The following is a 22,065-nucleotide window of genomic DNA, read 5'->3' as shown; positions in this document are numbered from 1 at the left end:
CGCACACAACGATGAATACTGCCGAGAGGAAAGACAAGAATGGGTGATGAGTTGTGGAGAAAAGTCTCAACCCCGTGCGTTCAACCTACAAGGAGGACAGGACCATGCCATTGTGGAAGATTTACCATCCAACTGAAGCATTTACAGCCGACGATAAGAAGACCCTGGCCAAACGAATCACGGACGTGTATGCGGGCGTTCCGATCCCGCGCTTTTACGTCGTGTGCGTATTTGAAGAAATGGCAAAGGGGTCGTGTTTTGTCGGCGGCGAACCGCATCACAAATTCATTCGCTTCAAGGTGGATCAGATTGCCAGAACGATACCTGGCCCGATTCTCAGGGAATGGTGGATGCGGACGCTGGATGACGCCATCGCTCCATTCGTCAAGGACAAGGGATACGATTGGGAGATTTCCATCGACGAAACCCCGTTCGATCTATGGTCGCTCCAAGGAGAACTCGCCCCGCCTTTTGAATCGGTGGCTGAAAAGCGGTGGGTGAAGGAAAATAAGGCGAGTCGCTATACCTTAGCGGAAAAACTTCCGGTCAATTTGGTTCTGGCTCCTGGCATAGCGGATCGGTAAGGTTTAGCTTCGCCAGTGTGGCCCATGTGCAGAGAGTCGTGCCCAGGAAGATGGCGGTCGCCAGGCTGTGCGATCTCTCTTGGGGCACAGTCACCCCTTATGCCATGTGCTTTTGCTGATGACGTGCGCGGAACGACGTACTTTACAGAGGAGATGAAGATTATGCCCTATCAAACCATCAACCCAGCAACTGGAGTGATCGTAGAGACCTACCACGACATACTCGACACCGATCTGGAAGAGGCGATTGCCACGGCACACGCGTGTTATGAGCGGGATTGGCGTCATCGTTCGGTTACGGAACGGGCGCGAATCGTTTCGGGTGCGGCGGCGAAGCTCCGTGAGCATGCGGAGGAGTATGCGCGATACGTCACCCTTGAAGTAGGGAAACTGATCGGCACGTCGCGTGCGGAAGTGTCGTTGTCCGCGGATATTCTTGACTACTACGCCGGCCACGCGGAGGAGTTTCTGAGGACGAGGACACTGCCTGAATCTCCAGGCGCGACGCTTGAAACACGGCCGCTCGGAATTATCCTCGCCATTGAGCCATGGAATTTTCCCTATTATCAGATCGCGCGGGTCCTCGGACCGCAGCTGATGGCCGGCAATGTGGTGATCGTCAAACATGCGGAAAATGTCCCGCAATGCGCGCTCGCGTTCGCACGGCTTTTCGAATCGGCCGGCGCGCCCCCTGGGGCCTATACGAATATCTTTGCCAGTATCCGCCAGGTCGAGCACCTCATCGAAGATTCCAGGGTGCGAGGGGTGACCGTGACCGGAAGCGAACGCGCGGGCTCTGCAGTCGCGGAGCGCGCCGGGCGCAACCTCAAGAAATCGGTGATGGAACTCGGAGGCAGTGATCCATTTATCGTTCTCGAAGACGCTCCGTTGGAAGAAAGCATCGAGGCCGCTGTCTTTGGACGGATGTTCAATACCGGTCAGAGCTGCGTCTCTTCGAAACGGATCATCGTTATTGGAAAAGAACGCGGCAGGGACTTCCTCGAGGGGTTTGTCAAAAGAATGGCGATCCTCAAGGCCGGCAATCCCGAAGATCCGTCTACCACACTTGGTCCGCTATCGTCCGAAAAGGCGATGAACGTCCTGCTGAAACAGATAGACAGTGCAAAAACAGGCGGCGCTCGTGTAGTGCTCGGCGGTGGGCGAATCGATCGACCTGGTTTCTACATCGAACCTACGATTCTCACGGATATTGACCCAAGCAACCCTATCTACTCGCAGGAATTATTCGGGCCGGTCGCCTCCTATTATGTTGTGGAGAGTGAGGACGAAGCTATTGCGCTGGCCAACGCGACACCCTTCGGGCTTGGAGCTTCTGTCTTTACGAGTAATATGGAGGACGGCCAGCGCGTTGCTGAGCGAATCGACAGCGGCATGGTCTTTATCAATCAACCAGCATGGACTGCGCCGGAGTTACCGTTTGGCGGTGTTAAGAATTCAGGATTCGGCCGAGAATTGTCGGAACTTGGTTTCGGCGAGTTTGTGAACAGAAAGCTCGTTAATCTTGCCCCTGCGGGCTCGCCATTCTGGGGTCCGGTGGGCGACAGAGTGATGAGTGGAACTGCCCTGTAAACGACGAGGTGTTGTTATCCAAGCTGGTCTTGGATCTGTTCGCGGTCCTCATAGGGAGATAGTTCACCATAGCAGGGAGTGGACGCTTGGTCGAGGAGCCCATCCGCGAGGAGCAGCCGAATGTCCAACGGATTATGGCCTCACTGGCTCGGATGTGTGTGCAGGCGACGATTATGCAAAAGCTGATCGCCGCAGTGCTTGATCAAGATGGGGTCACTCGATGAGGAACGGAGAGAGTGAGCCGCAATGGACAACAGTCTCTAGACATGATGAAACAGTGGGCGCAACAACGGAAGGGTGGTGGCATAGGCAGCGGAGGTCTCGATCGACGGGATGAAGTGATTACACCGTGAGCCAAAATCTTACCTGAAAGGCCCCGAGGGGAATGAAGTAAAATTTTACGTGGATGCCGATGAAGCGCCGTGGAAGAACAATCCGGCGGCGGGGGTGTCGCCGATAAAGCCACTCAATCTATAAGTGTTCGCCCATGTTGGAGGAGGCTCCAGGCTTCGCTGGAGGCTCCTCCGGCAGGTAAACACAACCGGTGTGCGGGAACCAGCAAGGCATCTCTAGGGCAGCGTATACGTCAGGTTCGGCCAGACGGCATAGCCGACGGCTCGACCCGTCCCTTTCTCTTGCAAGTCGAAGACGATGCTGGTGTGAAACGGGATCGTGCCTGAGATCCCTGCGAATCCTCCAGCACCACCGGTGAACGTAAACTCGCCGCCACACTCCTTCAGCGTTCCTGTGCACTTCCATTGGGCAAAGGCGATGTCCTTGCCCCCATGTGCCACAATCGTGCACAGGCCGTCCTCCGCGTGCTGATCCTGCTTTCGGTTGAGATTCACACGCACGGCACAGGTCAGTTTTGAGGAATGGACCACGGTCTTGGCCTCATCCTTATGACGAGCCATCAGCACCCCTTTCACGATTCCGCTGATGACCTGCTCTCCATCGCCGAAGTTGTGGATCTCGCCGGTGCCCTTCCAGCTGGCATTGGATTCCCCCGCTTCAACGGTCTTCGCGTATGCCATAGAGCCAATGCACGAAAGGACAACCGCAGTCACCGTTACTATGACGATGTAAACAATATTTGTCATGCCATCTCCTTTCGACTTCGATGATGATTTGTAAAGGAGGTTGACTGTAAGGCAGACTGGCGGCGACTTCTGTAATCTAGGTTACCGAATTCCGTTCATGCTGTGAGCTATAAGGGGGCGTTTATGGCACAGACCAACAACACTCAGGTATCGGGCCATTCGTTCAGTCAGCCACAGTGTATTGAAGGCAGCGGTCTCTTTCGCGACTTCCAGATAGAGGAGTTGGACCGCCTTCATGATTGGATTCGCCAAGGCGTCTTTCAAGCAGGCCACGTATTCTATCGACCGGGAGAGCCGGGCGAGGTGCTGTTCATCATCAAAAGCGGCGCCGCGCAGCTGTATCGGATGTCGCCGGACGGCCAGAAATTCGTGTTCGCCCATCTGATGGCCCAGTCGTTCTTCGGCGAAATGTCGTTTCTCGGCCAACGGATGCAGGAATGCTTTGCCGAAGCCGTCGAGGATTCGGAGATTTGTATCCTGACCCAGTCGAATCTCGAACGTCTGATCTCGGAGTATCCGCGCTTTGCGCTACGTCTGGTCGAAGCCATGGGAAACCGACTGCTTCACGCAGAACGGCAGCTTGCCGACTTGGCATTGCAGGGTCTCACTCCTAGGCTGGCCACCTTCCTGTTCAAAGAAGCCAAGGACGGGGTGGTACAGGGATTGTCGCACCAAGAGATCGGTGAACGGCTGGGCGTCTACCGGGAGACGACGACGTACGCTCTGAACGAACTGAAGTCGGCTGGGATCATCGAAATCGGCCGGAAGCAAATTCGTATCGTCGATGTCCAAGGGCTGAGAGAGGCATCCACGAGGTAGCCACGCAGCGGGTGGAGGATGATGCCTCGCTGTGAAAGAAAGGAGCCATCATGGCCGACCGCAGTATCACCATCATGAACAACGGGCCTTATCTTGTGTCGGGTTCCATCCCGCTCTCACTGCAGACGATCGAACCAGACGATGAAGGCGGCTCGGGCGAGTGGGTCGAGGGAAAGGCCATTCCCACTTCAACGCAATATGCGCTCTGCCGATGTGGCGCATCGAACAGGAAGCCATTTTGTGACGGCACGCATGCCACCATCGGTTTTGACGGGACGGAGACTGCCAACCGTGCTCCTGTCATGGATCAGGCTGAACGGCTCGATGGTCCCACCATGCAGCTTGTCGATGCCAGAGAGTTGTGCGCCTCCGGACGGTTCTGCGATCCGCACGGCCGCGTCTGGAATCAAGTGAAACACACCGATGATCCCGAGGTGCGGACGAGGTTCATTCAACAGGTGCAGAATTGCCCCGCCGGCCGATTAATGGCGATCGATAAAGCCACGGGACAGTCGTTGGAACCCACGTTGCCGGTGTCGATCGGCCTGGTCGAAGATCCGCTCTGGGGATGCAGCGGTCCGTTATGGGTGCGTGGGGGGATTCCAGTAATCGGCGCGGATGGCCACACTTATGAACTACGCAACCGGATGACGCTCTGTCGTTGCGGGAGGTCCAAGAATAAACCCTTCTGCGATGGAACCCACGGGGACAGTCCAAAGTTTCGTGACGGGCTCTGAGAACGATACAGATTCCAAACATAATGCGCATCACTGTCAGCCTTGCACGGGGATAATCTCGCCGCAGCCTCAGACACCGGAGCCGTGGTAGTGAACAGCGTTATGCCTATAAAACTCGAATACCATCTTTAATGGCATGACGACATGCGGTATCGTTGGCTGGGACCAGACCAATCCGAGAGTGAAGGAGTGGAGCATGGCTGAAAGCCGATGGACGGAGGTGGGCGCAGTGGAGGAACTGAAGCGCAAGCCTTTGCAAGAAGTCATGTGCGGCAAGACAGCGATCGCGCTCTCATATAGAGATGGGGCATTCGCGGCGATCTCTGGAGTCTGCAATCACGTCGGCGGACCACTCGGTGAGGGCCGGCCCGACGGCGACTACATCGTCTGTCCTTGGCATTACTGGAAGTTTCACTACAAAACAGGGCAAGGCGAATCGGGATATGACCGGGACCAGGTACCGGCCTATGAAACGAAGATCGAGAACGGCCGGCTATACATCGATTTATCGTCGGCCACGAAACGCAAGAAGCAACCGCACGCCCCTCACCCATTGGCTCGCCCTGTCGTCCGGAAACCAGGACCGATTCGTATCGTGGGGATTTCCACGACGGCGATGACGGCGGACCATCCCCGGTTCAGCACCTCTGATACGCTGCTGGAGGCGGCACTGAACCATGCACAACAAATCGGGCTAGAGGCCCAGTGCATCAAGCTCCGGGATCTGAGCTTCCGGGCCTGCGAAGGGTTCTACTCGAAAGCTGCACCGGCCTGCACCTGGCCCTGCTCGATTACGCAGATGGATCCCACGGATCAACTCGATCGGGTGTACGAAGCGATCGTCCATTGGGCCGACGTGATCCTGGTTTCAACACCGATTCGGTGGGGCAATGCCAGCAGCTTGTATTTCAAGATGGTCGAGCGGATGAACTGCATCCAAAACCAAGAGACTATCGCGAAAAAGCACCTCCTTAAGAACAAAGTGGCGGCCTTCATCATCATGGGCGGGCAAGACAATGTACAGGGCGTGGCCGGACAGCTCATGACCTTTTGGGCGGAGGTCGGCTGCCAATTTCCTCAATTTCCGTTCATCGCCCATTCACGAGGTTGGAGCGCGGAGGACATGGAACGGAACGTCAGTGAGGTGCAGAACAGCCGCGAGCTGCGAGAGGGGGCGCAGGAGCTGGTGGCCCGCGCAGCAGAGATGGCCAAATTAATGGTCACCGGACAGATTCCCGATCATCCCCTCGCACCCGGTGGTCGCAAGGCCCATCAGTTGGACAGCGAACCTACCGGCTAGCATGCCCGATTGCACCGAGAAGGTATGTGACGAAAACAGTGAGATGCGTTCTAGGTTTGCCATAGGGGTCTTCGTCGGGGAGCCTCATTATATGACTTCGACGCCTCGGTCATCCGGAGGTTCCGAGGACGGCAAAGGCTGATGTCGGCTTTCGAGAATCGACCGCAATCGGAGAAAGGAAAATTGGTCGGTGAATGCAAGAAGGGAGTCGTCGGCCTGCAACACAGTCGTCCCGTCCGGAACGAAACACTTACCGTTTCGAGCGATCAGGAGTATGAAAGCGCCCTTCGGAAGGCCCAGGTCCAGCAATCGCTGTCCGATCGCCCAGGAGTATTCCGGGATCCGGACTTCAAGGAGCCCGCTCTTGAGGCTGGTCGGCGCGTCCCATATCGGGGAGGACTCCTTGCGCGGCGACAACGGCTCGTCGACCTTCAGCCAGCGAGCTGCAATGGGGATGGAAGTTCCCTGCAACAACACAGATGTGAGGACGATAAAAAACACGAGATGAAATGTCGTGGTGGCCTGAGGAATCTCGGCGAGGAGCGGAAAGGTGGCCAGAATAATCGGCACGGCCCCGCGCAGCCCTACCCAGGCGACCATGGTTTTCTCCCTCAGGCTGAGATGCGTCAACGCCAAGGTCGCAAAGACAGCCACCGGCCGCGCAATGAACATCAGGAACAACGCCAAGAGCAGCCCTGTACCGGCGATCGGTACGAGCTGCGTAGGGAAGACCTGCAACCCTAGAACCAGGAACATGCTGATCTGCATGAGCCAGGCCAGTCCGTCGTGAAAACGGGTCAGACTTCGTTTATGGACGAATTCGCTGTTTCCCATCATGAGGCCGGCCAAATAGACGGCCAGAAACCCGTTTCCGCCGAGCCATGTGCTTCCGCTGTACGTGAAGAGCACGAGCGATAGGGTGAGAACGGGATAGAGCCCGTCATATTCAAGGCGTAGCCGGTTCACCAGCAGCACCATCAACTTGCCGACCCCGTACCCGATCGCTCCGCCGAGAACCATCTGCCGTATGAACATCGGCACCAGGTCGAACGGTGAATCGGAAGTTCCCGTGATCAGGGAAATTATGCCGATGGTGAGAAAGACTGCCATCGGATCGTTGCTGCCGGACTCGAGTTCGAGCAATGGTTTCAAGGTGCCGCGCAGGCTGACGTAGCGTGACCGCATCACGGCAAACACCGCCGCGGCATCGGTCGAGGACACGATCGCGCCGATGAGGAGTCCTTCTAACCATGACATCTGCAACGCTATCGTGGCGAACCACCCGACCAGCCCGGCCGTCACGGCGACCCCCACGGTCGACAGACCTATGCCGATTCCCAACACCCTACGGACGCTCGCCCACTCGGTGTCCATCCCGCCGGCAAACAGAATGAAGGCGAGCGCCACGACGCCGAGAGACTGGGCCAACCAGGGGTAGTCGAAATGTATGCCACCCGGACCGTCCGACCCCGCCAGCATCCCAATACCGAGGAACAACAAGAGCGCTGGGATGCCCATTCTGCCAAACGTTTTACTTGCGATGACGCTCAGCAATAGGAGCCCGGAAGCAGCGAGCAGGATAAACTCGATCGTCAGTGTCATGTCTCCTTACCTATGAGGGCTCGCACGTTCATCGTCAGCACGAGACGGCCGGCTCGGATACGTATCGTTCAACCGTACTTGCTTGAGCGATATGGCAGTTCAAGTGATGGTGAAAGAGGATATCCTCTTCTACCTCCTTACGCGAACTCTATACGGATCGACCCGCCATGGTCGAGTTGTCGCAAGATCACACGGGACCGGAGAACGAAAATACCATAGACCAAGTCAAGAATGCCGCTGACTCATAACGCAATCGTGGTCCGTTAATAGAGAGCAGATCCGGAGGGATATGACGGACGGGAATTGCACGGAGAAGACGGTGCGAAACTCAGAATGAAACGGTATACTTCAGCCCTGCAGTCTGCTCTTAACGATGACAGAGGAGGAACAGATATGGCACAGCCACGCATTGCAGCGAAGGAGCCGGCAGTCCTGACCCTGGAAGCCGGCACGTACTTCTGGTGCCTCTGTGGACGATCAAGAGACCAGCCGTTCTGTGATGGGTCGCATGAAGGAACCGGGATCGAGCCGGTGGAGTTTTCCTTATCTGAAACCAAAGAAGTGGCGCTGTGCCAGTGCAAGCACACCAAAACGCCGCCATATTGTGACGGCACGCACCAGACACTGTGACGAATATGACCAGTGTATGAAGGGTCGGCTGGAAGAGATATGTGAGGCGAGGTATATAATTCTGCCTCGTCGCTCTGGGGAGAGATTCGATGTCTGTGGTCGATCCCCTGGCTGAGCAGTACCGCGCCCTCCTGGAAGTATCCGAATCCATTGCGGCGCACCACGATCTGACCGAATTGTTCCGTGCTCTCGCCCAGCGACTTCCTCGCGTGCTCAAGTTCTCATCCATCGTGCTGGCCCTGCATAACCCGAGTAAGAATGTCATGCGCCTGCATGTGCTGGAAGACCCGCGGCCCTTGCCTGTGTCGCCCGGTCTCGAATTTCCCGTCGAAGACGTTCCGGGCGGTTGGGTGTGGCAGCATCAGCAGCCTCTTGTCTGCATCAATCTTGAGCAAGAGACTCGATTCCCCAAGGTGATGCCGATGATCCGCCAGGCGGGTATCCGGTCATTGTGCATCGTCCCTCTGACTTCGGCGCGTGAGCGTCTGGGTGCGATGGGTGTCGGAAGTCTGGAAGATCATCACTACGGACAAGCGGAGATCGATTTTCTGCAGCAGGTCGCCAAACAAGTCGCTGTCGCGGTTGAAAACACGCTGAACTTTACACGTGCGCATCAGTCTGAGCAGGAAATACGGCGGCAGTATGAGCGTGAGCGCTTGATGCTGGAAATCAACAATGCCGTCGTGTCGCACCTCAGTCTTCGCGACCTCCTCAAAGCAATCTCTCTCAGTCTACGTCGCATCATCCCCCACGATGCCGCGCTGTTGACACTTCACGAGCCCGGGGGCGATCAGCTTCGCCTTCACGCCCTGGATTTGCATATGTTCGGCACAGTTCCCTTTGAGGAGGGGGTGCTCATTTCGTCGCACGATACCCCCGAAGGGCAGGCCATCGCCTCACGGCAACCCGTGTTGGTTGGTCCCGTTGTGGATTTGACGCGATTTTCTTCCCCCTGGGTCCTGCACGCGGTCGAAAATGGCGTGAGATCGGGCTGTGCGGTTCCCTTGATCACACACAACCGTACCGTTGGGGCACTGAGTGTCGTGAGTGTGCACGAAAATGCGTTCGGTGAAGCGGATGCTATGCTGCTCAGCCAGTGCGCCAAGCAAATCGCCATCGCGGTCGAGAACGTCCTGGCGTATCAGGAAATCGCAACCCTGAAAGACAAACTCAACAAAGAAAAGCTCTATCTTGAAGACGAAATCCGGAGCGAATTGAACTTCGAGGAGATTATCGGGGAGAGTCCGGCGATCAAGCAAGTACTGAAACAAGTGGGCATCGTGGCGCCCACGGACTCCACAGTGCTGATCCTTGGTGAGACGGGTACGGGGAAAGAACTGCTCGCCCGCGCCATCCATGACCGAAGCAAGCGCCGTGACCGGACCTTTGTCAAACTGAACTGCGCGGCGATTCCCACGGGATTGCTCGAGAGTGAGTTGTTCGGCCACGAGCGGGGGGCTTTTACCGGGGCGATTGCCACCAAAGTCGGACGGTTCGAGCTGGCGGATGGAGGCACGCTCTTCCTCGATGAAGTAGGGGACATTCCCCTTGAATTACAGTCGAAGCTGCTGCGGGTTCTCCAAGAACAGGAGTTCGAGCGGCTGGGCAGCACCAGAACCATCAAGGTGAGTGTGCGGCTCCTCGCGGCCACGAATCGGGACCTCGCAGACATGGTGGAGAACAAACTCTTTCGGAGCGACCTGTATTATCGGTTGAATGTGTTTCCGCTCACCGTACCGGCGCTGCGGGACCGCCGCCAAGACATTCCTCTTCTGGTTCGGTATTTCGTCCAACAGTTGGCTCGGCGCATGGATAAGAGTATCGACATGATTCCCACCGAGACCATCACGGCCTTATCCCGCTACGACTGGCCTGGCAACATTCGTGAGCTGGAAAACTTAATCGAGCGGGCCGTTATTCTGTCTCAAGGGACCGACTTGCGTGTTCCTCTCGGTGAATTGAAAACCGCGCGAGGCCATGCGGATCAATCTGTAACAACCCTCCAAGCGGCCGAGCGCGACCACATCTTGCGCGCACTTGAAAAAACCAATTGGGTCATAGCTGGCCCCTCCGGAGCCGCTACGCTGCTCGGCATGAAACGGTCCACGTTGCAATCGAGAATGGTCAAGCTCGGAATCTCTCGCCGGCCCTGATACCGATATTTCGGCACCTACCGATATCTCAGCACCCTTTTCATCGGCACCGATCCTAATTCTGCAGCGCATTCACACGCACAATAAGTCCTCTTCGCTCGTTCTTTCCACTATTTGTATTGAATCGTGACTGAGCCGCTGGGTTGGAATGGTCCGTGCTTAATGGCATGGACAACGACGAGTTACTAGGGTTCACCGCCTAGTGGTGTCGGCGTTGAGGCGGAGCAAGCCGCATAGAGCCAACGGTTTGATCAATACCATCTCGTTAGGCCAAGAGAACAGCTAAGGAGGAGAGTATGGAACTCAAGATACCGAATGCGGAACAAGCGTATTGGGGATTGCGTGCCATGAAGACGGTCGCGATGGCAGATGGGGTGCTCGATGCGTCCGAGCGTCGCATGCTGGAATCCATCCAACGGATTTTCGGCACGACACATGATCTGGAGCACCTTGCTCTCATCACGCCGACTGACCTAGCCCGGTCGTTTCCCGATCCGCAGCTCAGGAGGCAGCTCGTACAAGGACTCGTCATCATGACGCTTATCGATGGAAAGGCCGGCCCAAAAGAAACAGATCTTGTTGAACAATTTGCACAAGCGCTGGAGGTTGATGCCCCTGAGGTGAAGAACCTGCGGCATGTCCTGAAGGGAGAAATTCTCCAGCTTCGCCTTGATCTGGTGCGCCGGTTCTGGTTGCGGCAAAAGGCGATCGAGGCCTGGAACAAGGAGGGCCTCAGAGGGCTCTACAAGTTTGTTCGGGGGATGATGGGACGGTATGAAAACAAGGAATTAGCAGCTCGCTACCAGGGGTTGGAACATTATCCGCCTGGTTCCTTGGGTCGTTCCCTTTGGGAATATTGGCATGCAAACAGTTTTGCGCTTCCCGGTCAAGAGGGTGGCGCACCAGAACAGATCCTCTTTCATGACTGCGCCCATGTCTTGTCCGGCTATGGGACGACTCCGGAAGAAGAAGTCCAGGTCGCCTGTTTCAGCGCCGGTTTCCAGCGCCGCGAGCCGTGGATGTTCGTGTTCTTCGTCCTGCTGCAATTTCACGTGGGCATCCGCATGACGCCCATCGCCAAGGCACGGACGGGCATGTTTGATCCGTTGAAGGCCATGATCGCCATCCGCCGAGGGGCTGCGATGAACCTGGACCTGAATGACGGCTGGGACTATTGGCCTGTGATGAATGAGCAGATTGAGGAACTCCGCAGGCGATACAACATTCTACCGATAGAAGCTTTTCGACCGAAGGATCAGCGAGCAACTGCGGCCCTCGCATAAAAAGTATGGCAGCTTGATGCCACATCTCTAGGAAAGGAGAAGGTCATGACGACCGCGAACCGTTATCTGACATCTTGGGAAAGTTATTGGAGTTCGGTGAGTGGCGCACCGGGCGAAATATTTTGGGATGCCGACCCTGTGTATGCCGCTCAACAAGATTTGGATTTGTTTCAGAGTCACGTTGATCCACACCTGCCGTTGATCGATATCGGATGTGGGAACGGCACGCAAACGCGCTTCCTGGGAAGTCACTTTGCGCGAGTGATTGGGACAGAGATCGCCCCAGCGGCAGTCGAACTGGCTGGGAAAACTAATGCGGCTGCGAACATCTCCTATCGGTTGCTCGATGTACTCAATCCTGACGATGCCCAGGTCCTTCACGAGGAGATCGGCGACGCCAACGTTTATCTGCGGGCCGTGCTGCATCAACTGTCACCCCATGACCAGCCGACAGCTGTGCAGAGCATCAAGCGGTTGATCGGGGAAAAAGGAGCGTTGTATCTGGTCGAACTATCCTCAGCCGCTGAGCCGTTCTTTGCTCAACTGATTGAACAGTATGGACCGCCCCCAGGCCTGGCACGGGTATTTCAACACCAGATCACGCCGGGCATGTTGCATGAAGACGATTTGGCATCATTGTTCCCGGCAGATCGCTTTACGCTTCTCAAGACAGGACCGAGTCACATCCGTACCGTTCACAGTCTCCCAACAGGCGACGTTGTGAAGGTGCCGGCCTTCTATGCGATCCTTCGCCGCCGTCAGTAAGTTCAGGGCGAGTCCGTTCGAGAGATGAAAGTGACAGTGGGCCGTATGAAAGGAGCAGCGATGAAAACGTGCGATCCGATAGATCTCATTACACAGCTTGTTACGGCTATGAATGAGCAGGATTTGGAAACAGCTCTGACATTGTTTGAGCCTGGTGCGTCATTCGTCATGAGGCCAGGCGTCGTCGTCAGTGGGACTGCAGGGATACGCCAAGCCTTGGCAGGTTTCATGGCGTTGAAGCCGACATTGACTATTGAAGCACAGCAGATCGTGCAGGCAGGCGATGTGGCGCAGTATTGCGCCAGGTGGAGCATACAGGGAGTCGATCCAACGGGAGCTGCTGTGCAACTCGGTGGCCGATCCTCCAGCATCTTGCGGCGTCAGTCCGATGGGTTGTGGCTCTTCTTGGTGGATAACCCGTGGGGGACGGACATTGTCGTATAGCTCATCCGAAGTGTGTGGTTGAACAAATCAGTCAAACTGAAAGGAGCCGTTATGAGGATCATTTATTACTTCATCGTTGTGGTGGGTTTGGTTGTTAGTCTGGTTGGAAGCGATGGTTCGTTTGCCTCGGCAAAGACTCTTGAAGCTGGGTACGCGAGTACGAGTTGGATAGGCAGCGGAGAGGTCCATGATCTCCCGGATGGGGGGCAGGTCATCAACGCCATCGTGAAAGGGGTGATGGTTGTCCGCCATTCGAACGGCGCGGTCGGTGGGATTGTTCATACGGCCCAGGTCGAATGTCCGATTCGCGTCACCCTCAATAAAACAAATGACCACAGAGTCTACTTCGGACTCTGCACGATTCTCGCCCATGAGGGGAAAGACGTGGGCTATGCCGAATGGAAATGCTCGGGAGGGCCTATGGAATGTGAAGGCGAGTTTACGTTTACAGGCGGGGCCGGTGGATTCAGCGGAATCTCAGGAGCAACTCCGTTTTTTAGCCGGATTGTCTTCGAGAAGCTGGAAGCAAGTAATGCTCGGGCCGTCGGGTACGCGTACTGGCCAAACCTCACGGTTGCATTGCCCTGAGGCGGCCTTACTTTGAGCACGGGATGATTGGCAACGAAGTAGCCGAGACGAGCTGTGGCTGTCTTCCGTGACAGCAGAGGCATAAGTGTTGATAGAGCCCACAGCAAAGAGAGGGGCAGAAGGTGCTGAAGATGACCGAACGCCGAGCGATAAGACAGGCCGTTCCTTCATGCGCCCTTGAAGAGAGGCTGGTGGATTCTTGGGTCGAACAGCTCCAAGGTGGACGGACCCGCTATCCCGACTTCCTGACAGCCAAACTGAACTTGTTTGACTCGGATTGGCGCTATTCAAAACGTGCTGCAATCAGTTAGTTTCAATGGTGAAGGGCGCTCGGCTGTGGTTGGCCGCTTGATGTGCTTGCTTGGGAACAGTTGGCGGTCGCAACTGATCCCGAACAAAGAAGCGGTGCTCATCATCTGATGCCCTGACAGTGTCAACCTCTTGAGCAGTCCTGGGGCGATGGTTCATACTTGTAAAAGTTATGGACCGATCGCCCATCTCTCCTTGTGAAACGCTGGCAGAGCGGTATCAAGCCCTGCTGGAAGTCGCGCAGGCTATCTCCGCTCATCGAGATCTCGACGCGCTCGTCCTGGAGCTTGCGCAGCGCCTGCCTCGGGTCGTCCAGGTCAACTATGTTGACCTTTCCCTGCATGACCCCATGAAGAAGGTGATGCGGTTGCACACCATTCAAGCCAATGTGCCGGCCGATCTTGTGGGCGGCCATGAAGTGGCGGTTGACGACTGCCCTGCGGGATTGGTTTGGCAAGGACAACAGCCTCTCCTCGTGCCAAATTTGGCCGACGAGCAGCGATGGCCCATGGTCATCGGCCACATGAAGGAAGATGGGACGGAATCATTCTGTTTCGTCCCGTTAACCACAGCACGAGGGCGGTTGGGCGCCATGGGGTTCTTGAGTTTGCAGAAAGAAGCCTATAGCGACAAAGACATAGAATTTCTTCAACAGGTGGCGCAGCAAGTGGCGGTTGCGGTGGAGAACGCATTGGCCTTCCATCAGATTGCCGAGCTCAAGGACAAGCTTGCGAAAGAGAAGCTCTATCTCGAGGAAGAGCTCCGAGCCGAGCACGGGTTTGACGATATCCTCGGCGACAGCCATGCCCTCAAGCAGGTACTCAAACAAGTGGAAGTCGTGGCTCCGACGGATTCGACCGTGTTGATCCAAGGAGAAACAGGCACCGGCAAGGAACTCATCGCTCGGGCCATTCATCGGCTGAGCGGGCGAGGCGAGCGCACGTTCGTCAAACTGAACTGTGCCGCCATTCCGACAGGGCTGCTGGAAAGCGAGCTGTTCGGACACGAACGAGGCGCGTTTACGGGAGCCATTTCGCAGAAGGCGGGACGATTCGAGCTGGCTGATAAAGGCACGATCTTTCTCGACGAAGTGGGAGAGATTCCGTTGGAGCTGCAATCCAAGCTGCTTCGCGTCCTGCAGGAACAGGAGTTTGAGCGGCTTGGTGGCACCAAGACCATGCGAGTCAACGTGCGCTTGATCGCCGCCACCAACAGGGATCTCAAGGCATTGGCGGAGAATAAAGAGTTTCGGAGCGACTTGTACTATCGGTTGAATGTCTTTCCCATCACGTTGCCTCCGCTGCGCGAACGCCGCGAAGATATTCCTGTCTTAGTTCGGTACTTCACCCAGCATTATGCCCTTCGCATGAAAAAGAACATCCAAACCGTTCCTACCCGGACGCTGGAGGTGCTCTCCCGCTATGCATGGCCCGGCAACATTCGTGAGCTGGAAAATCTGGTCGAACGGTCCGTCATTCTTTCGCAAGGAACGGATTTACAGGTGCCCGTCAGTGAGTTGCGGACAGAGAACCACGCGACGGTCTCTTCCATGACGTCGCTGGAGGAAGCCGAACGCGAGCAGATCCTGCATGCTCTCCAAGAATCCAGATGGGTGGTCGGCGGGCCGGGAGGCGCGGCGGCCCGCTTACGAATCAAGCGAACCACCCTTCAATCGAAGATGCAAAAATTCGGCATCACCCGTCCTCGTGAATAATCGCTCCCTTGCCGCTCGAGCGGTTCGCATGCCTATATCCTCCGATCGCTGAATCCGTCCCGTAACTATGGCCGTCTTCTCCGATCATCGCTGAGAAGGCCACTGTATCGCTTGTAACCTGCATTACCTAGGATAAATCCTAGTATGGATTGTATAGCGGATCAGGTTAAGGTCGGCCCGCCCGATACACGTATCGGCGCATTGAATCCACTGAAGGTACCTGTAACGAATGACCGGGTAAGCGCCGGGAGCCGTTCACCGGAGTTGCCAGACTAGCACGCTGTCCTTAAAGCATCGCTATCCAAAGGAAGGAGCCAACATGAGAGCTATGAAGTACGGGGTTTGTGTGATCGGGATCGCTCTATGCATAGGAAAATTGGGAGGTTCAGTGGCTGATGCCAAGACCGTTGAGGCAGGAGATTCCAGTTCCAGTTGGAGCGGAACCGGCGAGTTCTTGGAGCTGACACATGGAGAACAGGTCGTCAATGGAATGGTGAAAGGAGTGCTGATCTCCCGTCATAAAGACGGAGGCAAGATGATCGTCCATTCATCCAAACTGACTTGTCCGGTCCGTGTGAACCTCAACAGAACCAAAGATTATCAGGCGATGGAAGGCCTCTGCACGATCGTGGCGCATGAAGGCAAAGACGTCGGATATGGCCACTGGAAGTGCGCTGGAAATTTAAAAGAGTGTGAGGGCCAGTTCACGTTTACCGGTGGGTCTGGTGGATTCACTGGGATGTCAGGAACCACTCCTTTCCAAACAAGTATCATCTTTGAACTGCAGGAAGGGAAAAACGGTCAAGCGATTGGGTATGCGGTCTGGCCAAATTTAACCTACACCTTGCCTTAAAGTGTTCCATGATCCCGTGGCACGAGCCGATCGCTCGGCAGCGTGCCGCGGGATCGGCAGATCGCCCTACAATCCGTGAGCCCTGGCACCTTGTCCATCGAAGTATCACCCCTATCATTTCCACTGTTTGGATAGTGCCGGCTATTCAAGCTGATACTGGCCTATATGTTGCCACTTCAATGAATGTACCCTTAAACGAGGGAGGTCGATCATGGCGGCGGTGGGGTTATTGGCGAAACAACTTATTACAGACCGAGAAAACCAAGCCGATCCCATACGGTGCTCCAGATGCAGGGGACTTATGATCGTGGAAGGATCTTTTGATTCGACTGTCGGGGCAGCCCCTGTCGATTGTCTGGCAAGACGCTGTGTGCAATGCGGAGAAGTCGTCGATCCGGTTATTTTACAGAACCGCCGATCGCAGATTGAGAGTAATCCAACTCGAACCGTAAAGTGACAAGGTTGTAACGTGTTGAAGATCACTCCGCAGCGGGGGGCATCACCAAACTCACTTTTGCTCCTCCTGGAGGGACGATTGGCCGGCCCTTGGGTGAAAGAACTTGATGCGTATTGCCAGCAGATGTCTCGGGATGGCCGACAGTTCACGGTGATCGACTTGGTCGGTGTGACATTCGTCGATGCGGAGGGCAAGTCGCTCTTGGCGCGCCTATGGGGGCAAGGAGCGGAGCTTCGGGCATCCGGCTGTTTGACAAGGTGTCTCGTCGAAGAGATCACTAAAGGCGAGAAGTTCAATTCATCAACGAGGGGGCAAACAGGACTGATCGGCTTCGAGAGCAACGCAAGGTGAAACGTGCGATGTGGGCCCATCCCACGGTCGTAATGAAATGGCCAAGAGATGCCGCCTGTCTCGGACTTGCCGCCGTCTCATGTGTCTGGATACAATGCCGCATTTTGCCTGGCCATGGAAACGGCGATGAAGTTAGGATTAGACGCATGAGTTTTATGGGCATATATCTCTTCAGATCCTTCGCTCTATTGATGACATCAGCCGCGATCGCCGCGGTGCTTGGATGCAAAGATGACGTAGGGTCGGCTCCTTCACCGCCTCCGACCCCGCAGGTGGAAGTCGTGACGGCGGTCGCCCGCACCGTGCCGGATGAACCGGAATTCATCGGACAAGCGGAAGCGTCTCGTCCGGTTGAAATCCGCTCGCAAGTCACCGGTCTCCTGAAAGCGGTGTTGTTTTCGGAAGGACGAGAGGTGAAAAAGGGCGCCAAGCTTTATCAGATCGATCCGGTGCCGTTTGAAGCGGCTTACAAAAGCGCGCAGGCCAGGATCGCGGAAGCGGAAGCGCGCTTGGTTCAGGCCAAGCAGGATCTGGCTCGTGTGAAGCCGTTGCTTGCAGAACAGGCCGTCAGCCAAAAGGACGTGGATGACGCCATCGCCGAAGACCTTGCGGCCAAGGCCGCGGTGCAAAGGGCTCAGGCCGATTTCATCAAGGCCAAGTTCGATTTTGATAACACCACCATCGTCGCTCCAATCACCGGCCTCATCGAGCGAAGCCGGTATTACGAGGGACGGTTGGTTTCGGCTCAAACCGATTTGCTGACCATCATCCATCGTATTCATCCGATGTATGTGGTGGTCAATGTCCCGGAGACGTTTCTGCTCAAGCGACGTCAAGATGCCATCGCAGTGGGGCTTCAACATCCCGGCCTCACTCAGTTGAAAGGCATGGTCATCCTTGCCGACGGCAGCATCTATCCACATGAGGGCGTCCTTGATTTCACCGATGTCGGCCTGCGGACCGAAACAGGATCGAGGCGGGCTCGATTCGTCGTCCCCAATCCCGACGGAGTGCTGCTGCCGGGGCAATTTGTGAGGGTACGTTTCAAGGGAACGGTGAAAGACCATGCCCTGTTGGTGCCGCAGCGAGCGGTCCAACAGGGGCCGCAGGGTCCCATTGTATTTATCGTGGGTGAAGACGATAAGGTGGAAATTCGACCGGTCAAGGCGAGTAGTTGGCAAGAGCAGCAATGGATCATTGAGTCGGGTGTGCGGTCCGGGGAGCGGGTGATCGTCAGCGGCTTTCATACCATACGGCCAGGTGCGCCCGTTCACCCGATTCCCGTCGCCGTATCCCCGGACAATCTTGAGCAGAACAACGGAACCCCAAACGACGTGGCCGACCCCGCCGGAGACCGAACGCCCGAAGCCCCGAAGGACCAACAGTGAGCTCACGTTTCTTCATCGAGCGGCCGATCTTTGCCTCGGTCATCTCCATCGTCATCGTCGTCATCGGACTCGCGGCGCTCACTACCTTGCCGATCGCCCAGTTCCCTGACATCAGCCCGCCCGTCGTCCAGATCGAGGCCGACTATCCCGGCGCCAGCGCTGAAGTTGCGGCGGATTCAGTGGCGCGAACGATCGAAGTCCAGTTACCCGGCATCGACAACCTCCTGTACTACGATTCCACGAGCACGAACGACGGCCATATCAGCATCAGGCTGACGTTCGAGATCGGGACCAACGTGGATATCGCGCAGGTGCAGACCCAAAATCGCGTGAAGCTGGCCGAGCCGCAATTGCCCCCCGAAGTGGTGCGGCAGGGGATCAGCGTCTTGAAATTTTCTCCCGATCTCCTGGTGGTCGTGGCGATGAGTTCGACCGATCCGACTCAGGATTCGGTCTTTATCTCGAATTATGCCTTGCTGCGCGTCTTGGACAATCTCAAGCGGATCCGTGGCGTCGGACAGGCCGTCGTCTTCGGACAACAAAATTACTCGATGCGATTGATCTTGAATCCCGTGCGGATGGCCCAGCTGGGTGTGACGCCCACCGACATCGCCGGTATCGTTCGGGAACAAAACCGCGATTTCCCTGCCGGGCAAGTGGGTCGCGAGCCGGCTCCCATGGGAACGGAATTGACGATCCCCATCATGACGCAGGGACGATTGACGGAAGTAAGTGACTTCGAAAATCTGATCGTTCGGGCCATGCCGGACGGATCGCTGGTGCGTCTAAAGGACGTCGCGCGGGTCGAATTGGGTGCCCAATCGTACGTGATGCAGGGTCGATGGAACGGGAAGCCGAACGTCTTCCTCATCACCTTTCTGGCTCCCGGCGCCAACGCGCTCGAGACGGCCCAGCACATTCGCGCTGAAATGAGCGAACTTGCCAAGGCCTTTCCGCCGGGGCTGATGTACGACATTCCTTACGACACGACCAAGTTCATCGAGGTGTCGATCAAGGAAGTGCTCAAGACGCTCGCCGAGGCGATGACCCTCGTCATCCTCGTCGTGTATCTGTTCCTGCAGAGTTGGCGGGCCACCTTGATTCCCGCCACCGCCGTCCCGGTTTCACTCATCGGCACGTTCGCCGGTATGGAAGCCTTGGGATTTTCCATCAATACGCTCACGCTCTTCGGCATGGTGTTGGCCATCGGCATCGTGGTCGACGATGCCATCGTCGTCGTCGAGAATGTCGAGCGGCACATGAGGGAAGAATTCGTGTCGCCACGGGAAGCCGCGAGAAAGGCCATGGCGGAAGTCACCCGTCCGGTGATCGCGATCGTTCTCGTCTTGGTGTCGGTCTTCGTGCCGGTCGCGTTTCTCGGCGGAATCATCGGCGAGCTCTATAAACAATTCGCCATCACGATCGCCATGGCGGTGACGATCTCGGGACTGGTGGCTTTGACGCTCAGCCCCGCGTTGTCGGCCTTGGTGCTGAAGCCGGGCGGCGAACATCACGAGACGGGGTTTTTCGCGTGGTTCAACAAATTTTTCGACTGGACCAGGGAGCGCTATTCCAGAGCCGTGGATGTCGTCATCAAATGGCGGGCCGTGTCCTTCTCGGTGTTTGCGGTGATCGTGGTCGCGGCCTTGGGGCTCTTTCGCATGATTCCTCCCGCCTTCTTGCCGGACGAGGACCAAGGGTATTTCATCACCATCGTGCAGCTGCCCGACGGCGCGTCCAAGCAAAGGACCGATGAAGTCCTTCAGAAGATCGAACGGTATTTTCTCTCGGTCCCGGCCGTCCACTCGACCGATGCGATGTCCGGCATGAACTTCGTCTTCAATACGCGAGGGCCTAACTCCGCCACCATGTTCGTTCCGTTGCACCATTGGGACGAGCGCAAGCCGGGTGAACATGTTCAGGCTTTGGTCGGGGCGGCCTACGGAGAGTTTGCAAAAATTCCGGAGGCTTTGGTTCTCGCCTTCAACGCCCCGCCGATTCGCGGGATCGGCGCGACGGGCGGATTTTCGCTGCAGGTGCAGGATCCGAGCGGCGGAGATTTCCGGAAATTGGCCGCCGCCACCCAGGAATTCGTGGCGAAAGCCAAGGAGAATCCCGCCATCGCCGGGATCGGCTCCAATTTCCGCGTCACGGCGCCGCGATTGTTCGCCCGCGTGAATCGCGAAAGGGCGAAGGCGCTGGGGGTCCCGATTTCGGAAATCTTCGATACGATGCAGGCCTACTTCGGCAATTTCTATATCAACGACTTTCTCAAATTCGGTCGGGTTTATCGCGTTCAAACGGAGGCCGAAGCCGAGTTTCGCGCGAGCCCGGACGACATCGGGAACGTGTATGTGCGATCGCTGAGCCCGGCCGCCACGGCGCTCGGCGGCAGAAGCGCCACGCCCGGTATCGGCGGCACCGGTCTCGGGGGAATGATGATTCCGCTCGATACGGTGGTCGAGACCGAATTCACGAGCGGTCCCGACCCGGTAACCCACTTCAATGGGTTCAACACCGCCTGGGTGCTGGGAGCCGCGGCTCCCGGCTACAGTTCCGGTCAGGCGCTGGAGGCGCTGGAACGTACGGCGCAAGAGGTGTTGCTTCCCAAGGGCTACACCCTCGAATGGAGCGGCATTTCATATCAAGAGGCGAAAGTCGGCGGACAGTCGGGATTGGCGTTCGGATTCGGCCTGTTGATGGTTTTTCTGGTACTGGCGGCGCAGTTCGAGAGTTGGACCGTGCCGCTCGCCGTCATTCTCGCGGTGCCGTTCGGCGTGTTCGGCGCCATGTCCGCCGTGTGGTTGAGAGGAATGACGAACGACGTGTATTTCCAGATCGGCTTAGTCACGCTGATCGGGTTGGCGGCCAAAAATGCCATCTTGATCGTCGAATTCGCCAATCATCGACGAAGCGACGGCATGCCGCTCCAGCAGGCGGCAAAGGAAGCGGCGCGGTTGCGATTCCGAGCGATCATCATGACCTCCATGGCCTTCATAGGCGGCGTCTTGCCGTTGGCGATCGCCAGCGGAGCGGGAGCGGCCAGCCGTCAATCCATCGGAACCGGGGTCTTGGGGGGGATGCTGACGGCGACGTTTCTTGCGATCTTTTTTGTCCCGCTGTTCTTCGTCACAATACGGAGGATCAGTGAGCGATGGGCGCCGGTGAAACAACGGAGCGACTTACCGGAGGGGCCGCCTGAACGGGCTCGCCAAGAGTACGCCGGGACATTGGTGGACGGAGAGCATTGATCATGTTTGCTTCGACTTGCCGCAGCATATCTGTCCTGGTACTTGCCGCCGCCCTGGCCGCCTGTGCGGTGGGGCCGGACTATGCCCGGCCGCCGACGGACACCGAGGCTCGGTTCCGGATGGCGGAGGGGCCGGCCGATCTGCCCT

At 56.8% G+C, this 22,065-nt stretch carries 17 protein-coding genes and 2 pseudogenes; 17 read left to right on the top strand and 2 right to left on the bottom strand.

The features are described from left to right. The first annotated feature begins 104 nt into the window (after nt 1-104). Nucleotides 105-584 carry a 4-oxalocrotonate tautomerase gene (locus A4E19_00975; GenBank protein ID OQW35381.1) on the top strand — a complete coding sequence of 160 codons (480 nt, stop codon included), beginning with the start codon at nt 105-107 and terminating at the stop codon, nt 582-584. A gap of 162 nt (nt 585-746) precedes the next feature. Next, a complete protein-coding gene (locus A4E19_00970) occupies nt 747-2,174 on the top strand; it encodes a succinate-semialdehyde dehydrogenase (GenBank protein OQW35380.1) in 1,428 nt (475 codons plus the stop codon). A gap of 569 nt (nt 2,175-2,743) precedes the next feature. Here A4E19_00970 and A4E19_00965 read toward each other — a convergent pair. Beyond that, nucleotides 2,744-3,274, bottom strand: a complete 531-nt coding sequence (locus tag A4E19_00965) for a hypothetical protein (protein OQW35379.1) — start codon at nt 3,272-3,274, stop codon at nt 2,744-2,746. A 123-nt stretch (nt 3,275-3,397) separates the two neighbouring features. On the opposite strand from A4E19_00965, the gene A4E19_00960 reads away from it, so the two are divergent. From A4E19_00960 to A4E19_00950, 3 genes are all read left to right on the top strand, one after another. Beyond that, nucleotides 3,398-4,093, top strand: coding sequence for a hypothetical protein (locus tag A4E19_00960; GenBank protein ID OQW35378.1), 696 nt, complete (start codon nt 3,398-3,400; stop codon nt 4,091-4,093). Between the two features lie 50 nt (nt 4,094-4,143). Next, nucleotides 4,144-4,830 carry an iron-binding protein gene (locus A4E19_00955; protein ID OQW35377.1) on the top strand — a complete coding sequence of 229 codons (687 nt, stop codon included), beginning with the start codon at nt 4,144-4,146 and terminating at the stop codon, nt 4,828-4,830. A 196-nt stretch (nt 4,831-5,026) separates the two neighbouring features. Continuing rightward, a complete protein-coding gene (locus A4E19_00950; GenBank protein ID OQW35376.1) occupies nt 5,027-6,130 on the top strand; it encodes a (2Fe-2S)-binding protein in 1,104 nt (367 codons plus the stop codon). A gap of 87 nt (nt 6,131-6,217) precedes the next feature. Here A4E19_00950 and A4E19_00945 read toward each other — a convergent pair whose 3' ends face one another. Next, the gene (locus A4E19_00945) at nt 6,218-7,732 is read right to left on the bottom strand and encodes a K+/H+ antiporter (GenBank protein OQW35375.1); all 1,515 of its coding nucleotides are present in this window, start codon (nt 7,730-7,732) and stop codon (nt 6,218-6,220) included. A 393-nt stretch (nt 7,733-8,125) separates the two neighbouring features. On the opposite strand from A4E19_00945, the gene A4E19_00940 reads away from it, so the two are divergent. From A4E19_00940 to A4E19_00885, 12 genes and pseudogenes are all read left to right on the top strand, one after another. Then, nucleotides 8,126-8,362 carry a cytochrome C551 gene (locus A4E19_00940; protein OQW35374.1) on the top strand — a complete coding sequence of 79 codons (237 nt, stop codon included), beginning with the start codon at nt 8,126-8,128 and terminating at the stop codon, nt 8,360-8,362. A gap of 89 nt (nt 8,363-8,451) precedes the next feature. Continuing rightward, nucleotides 8,452-10,515 carry a Fis family transcriptional regulator gene (locus A4E19_00935; protein ID OQW35373.1) on the top strand — a complete coding sequence of 688 codons (2,064 nt, stop codon included), beginning with the start codon at nt 8,452-8,454 and terminating at the stop codon, nt 10,513-10,515. A 296-nt stretch (nt 10,516-10,811) separates the two neighbouring features. Further along, nucleotides 10,812-11,798 (top strand): hypothetical protein, encoded by a 987-nt coding sequence (locus A4E19_00930; protein OQW35372.1) that lies wholly within the window; start codon nt 10,812-10,814, stop codon nt 11,796-11,798. 45 nt (nt 11,799-11,843) lie between these two features. Then, a complete protein-coding gene (locus A4E19_00925) occupies nt 11,844-12,563 on the top strand; it encodes a hypothetical protein (GenBank protein ID OQW35371.1) in 720 nt (239 codons plus the stop codon). Nucleotides 12,564-12,623: 60 nt separating this feature from the next. Then, entirely contained in the window at nt 12,624-13,007 is a 384-nt protein-coding gene (locus A4E19_00920; protein ID OQW35370.1) for a hypothetical protein, read from the top strand. A gap of 51 nt (nt 13,008-13,058) precedes the next feature. Then, on the top strand, nt 13,059-13,595 hold the full coding sequence (locus tag A4E19_00915) for a hypothetical protein (protein ID OQW35369.1): 537 nt from the start codon (nt 13,059-13,061) through the stop codon (nt 13,593-13,595). A 122-nt stretch (nt 13,596-13,717) separates the two neighbouring features. Then, nucleotides 13,718-13,906, top strand: a complete 189-nt coding sequence (locus A4E19_00910) for a hypothetical protein (GenBank protein OQW35368.1) — start codon at nt 13,718-13,720, stop codon at nt 13,904-13,906. Between the two features lie 170 nt (nt 13,907-14,076). Next, on the top strand, nt 14,077-15,618 hold the full coding sequence (locus A4E19_00905; protein OQW35367.1) for a hypothetical protein: 1,542 nt from the start codon (nt 14,077-14,079) through the stop codon (nt 15,616-15,618). A 328-nt stretch (nt 15,619-15,946) separates the two neighbouring features. Continuing rightward, nucleotides 15,947-16,471 carry a hypothetical protein gene (locus A4E19_00900; GenBank protein ID OQW35366.1) on the top strand — a complete coding sequence of 175 codons (525 nt, stop codon included), beginning with the start codon at nt 15,947-15,949 and terminating at the stop codon, nt 16,469-16,471. A 469-nt stretch (nt 16,472-16,940) separates the two neighbouring features. Then, nucleotides 16,941-17,279, top strand: coding sequence for a hypothetical protein (locus A4E19_00895; GenBank protein OQW35365.1), 339 nt, complete (start codon nt 16,941-16,943; stop codon nt 17,277-17,279). 146 nt (nt 17,280-17,425) lie between these two features. After that, a pseudogene (locus tag A4E19_00890) lies at nt 17,426-18,562 on the top strand (efflux transporter periplasmic adaptor subunit). Nucleotides 18,563-18,663: 101 nt separating this feature from the next. Continuing rightward, nucleotides 18,664-21,822: pseudogene (locus tag A4E19_00885) on the top strand (RND transporter). Nucleotides 21,823-22,065 lie beyond the last annotated feature (243 nt).

Source organism: Nitrospira sp. SG-bin1 (genome assembly GCA_002083365.1).
Classification (GTDB): domain Bacteria; phylum Nitrospirota; class Nitrospiria; order Nitrospirales; family Nitrospiraceae; genus Nitrospira_D.
Note: the sequence above shows the minus strand (reverse complement) of the source record. Positions and strands in the feature narration are given on the sequence as shown.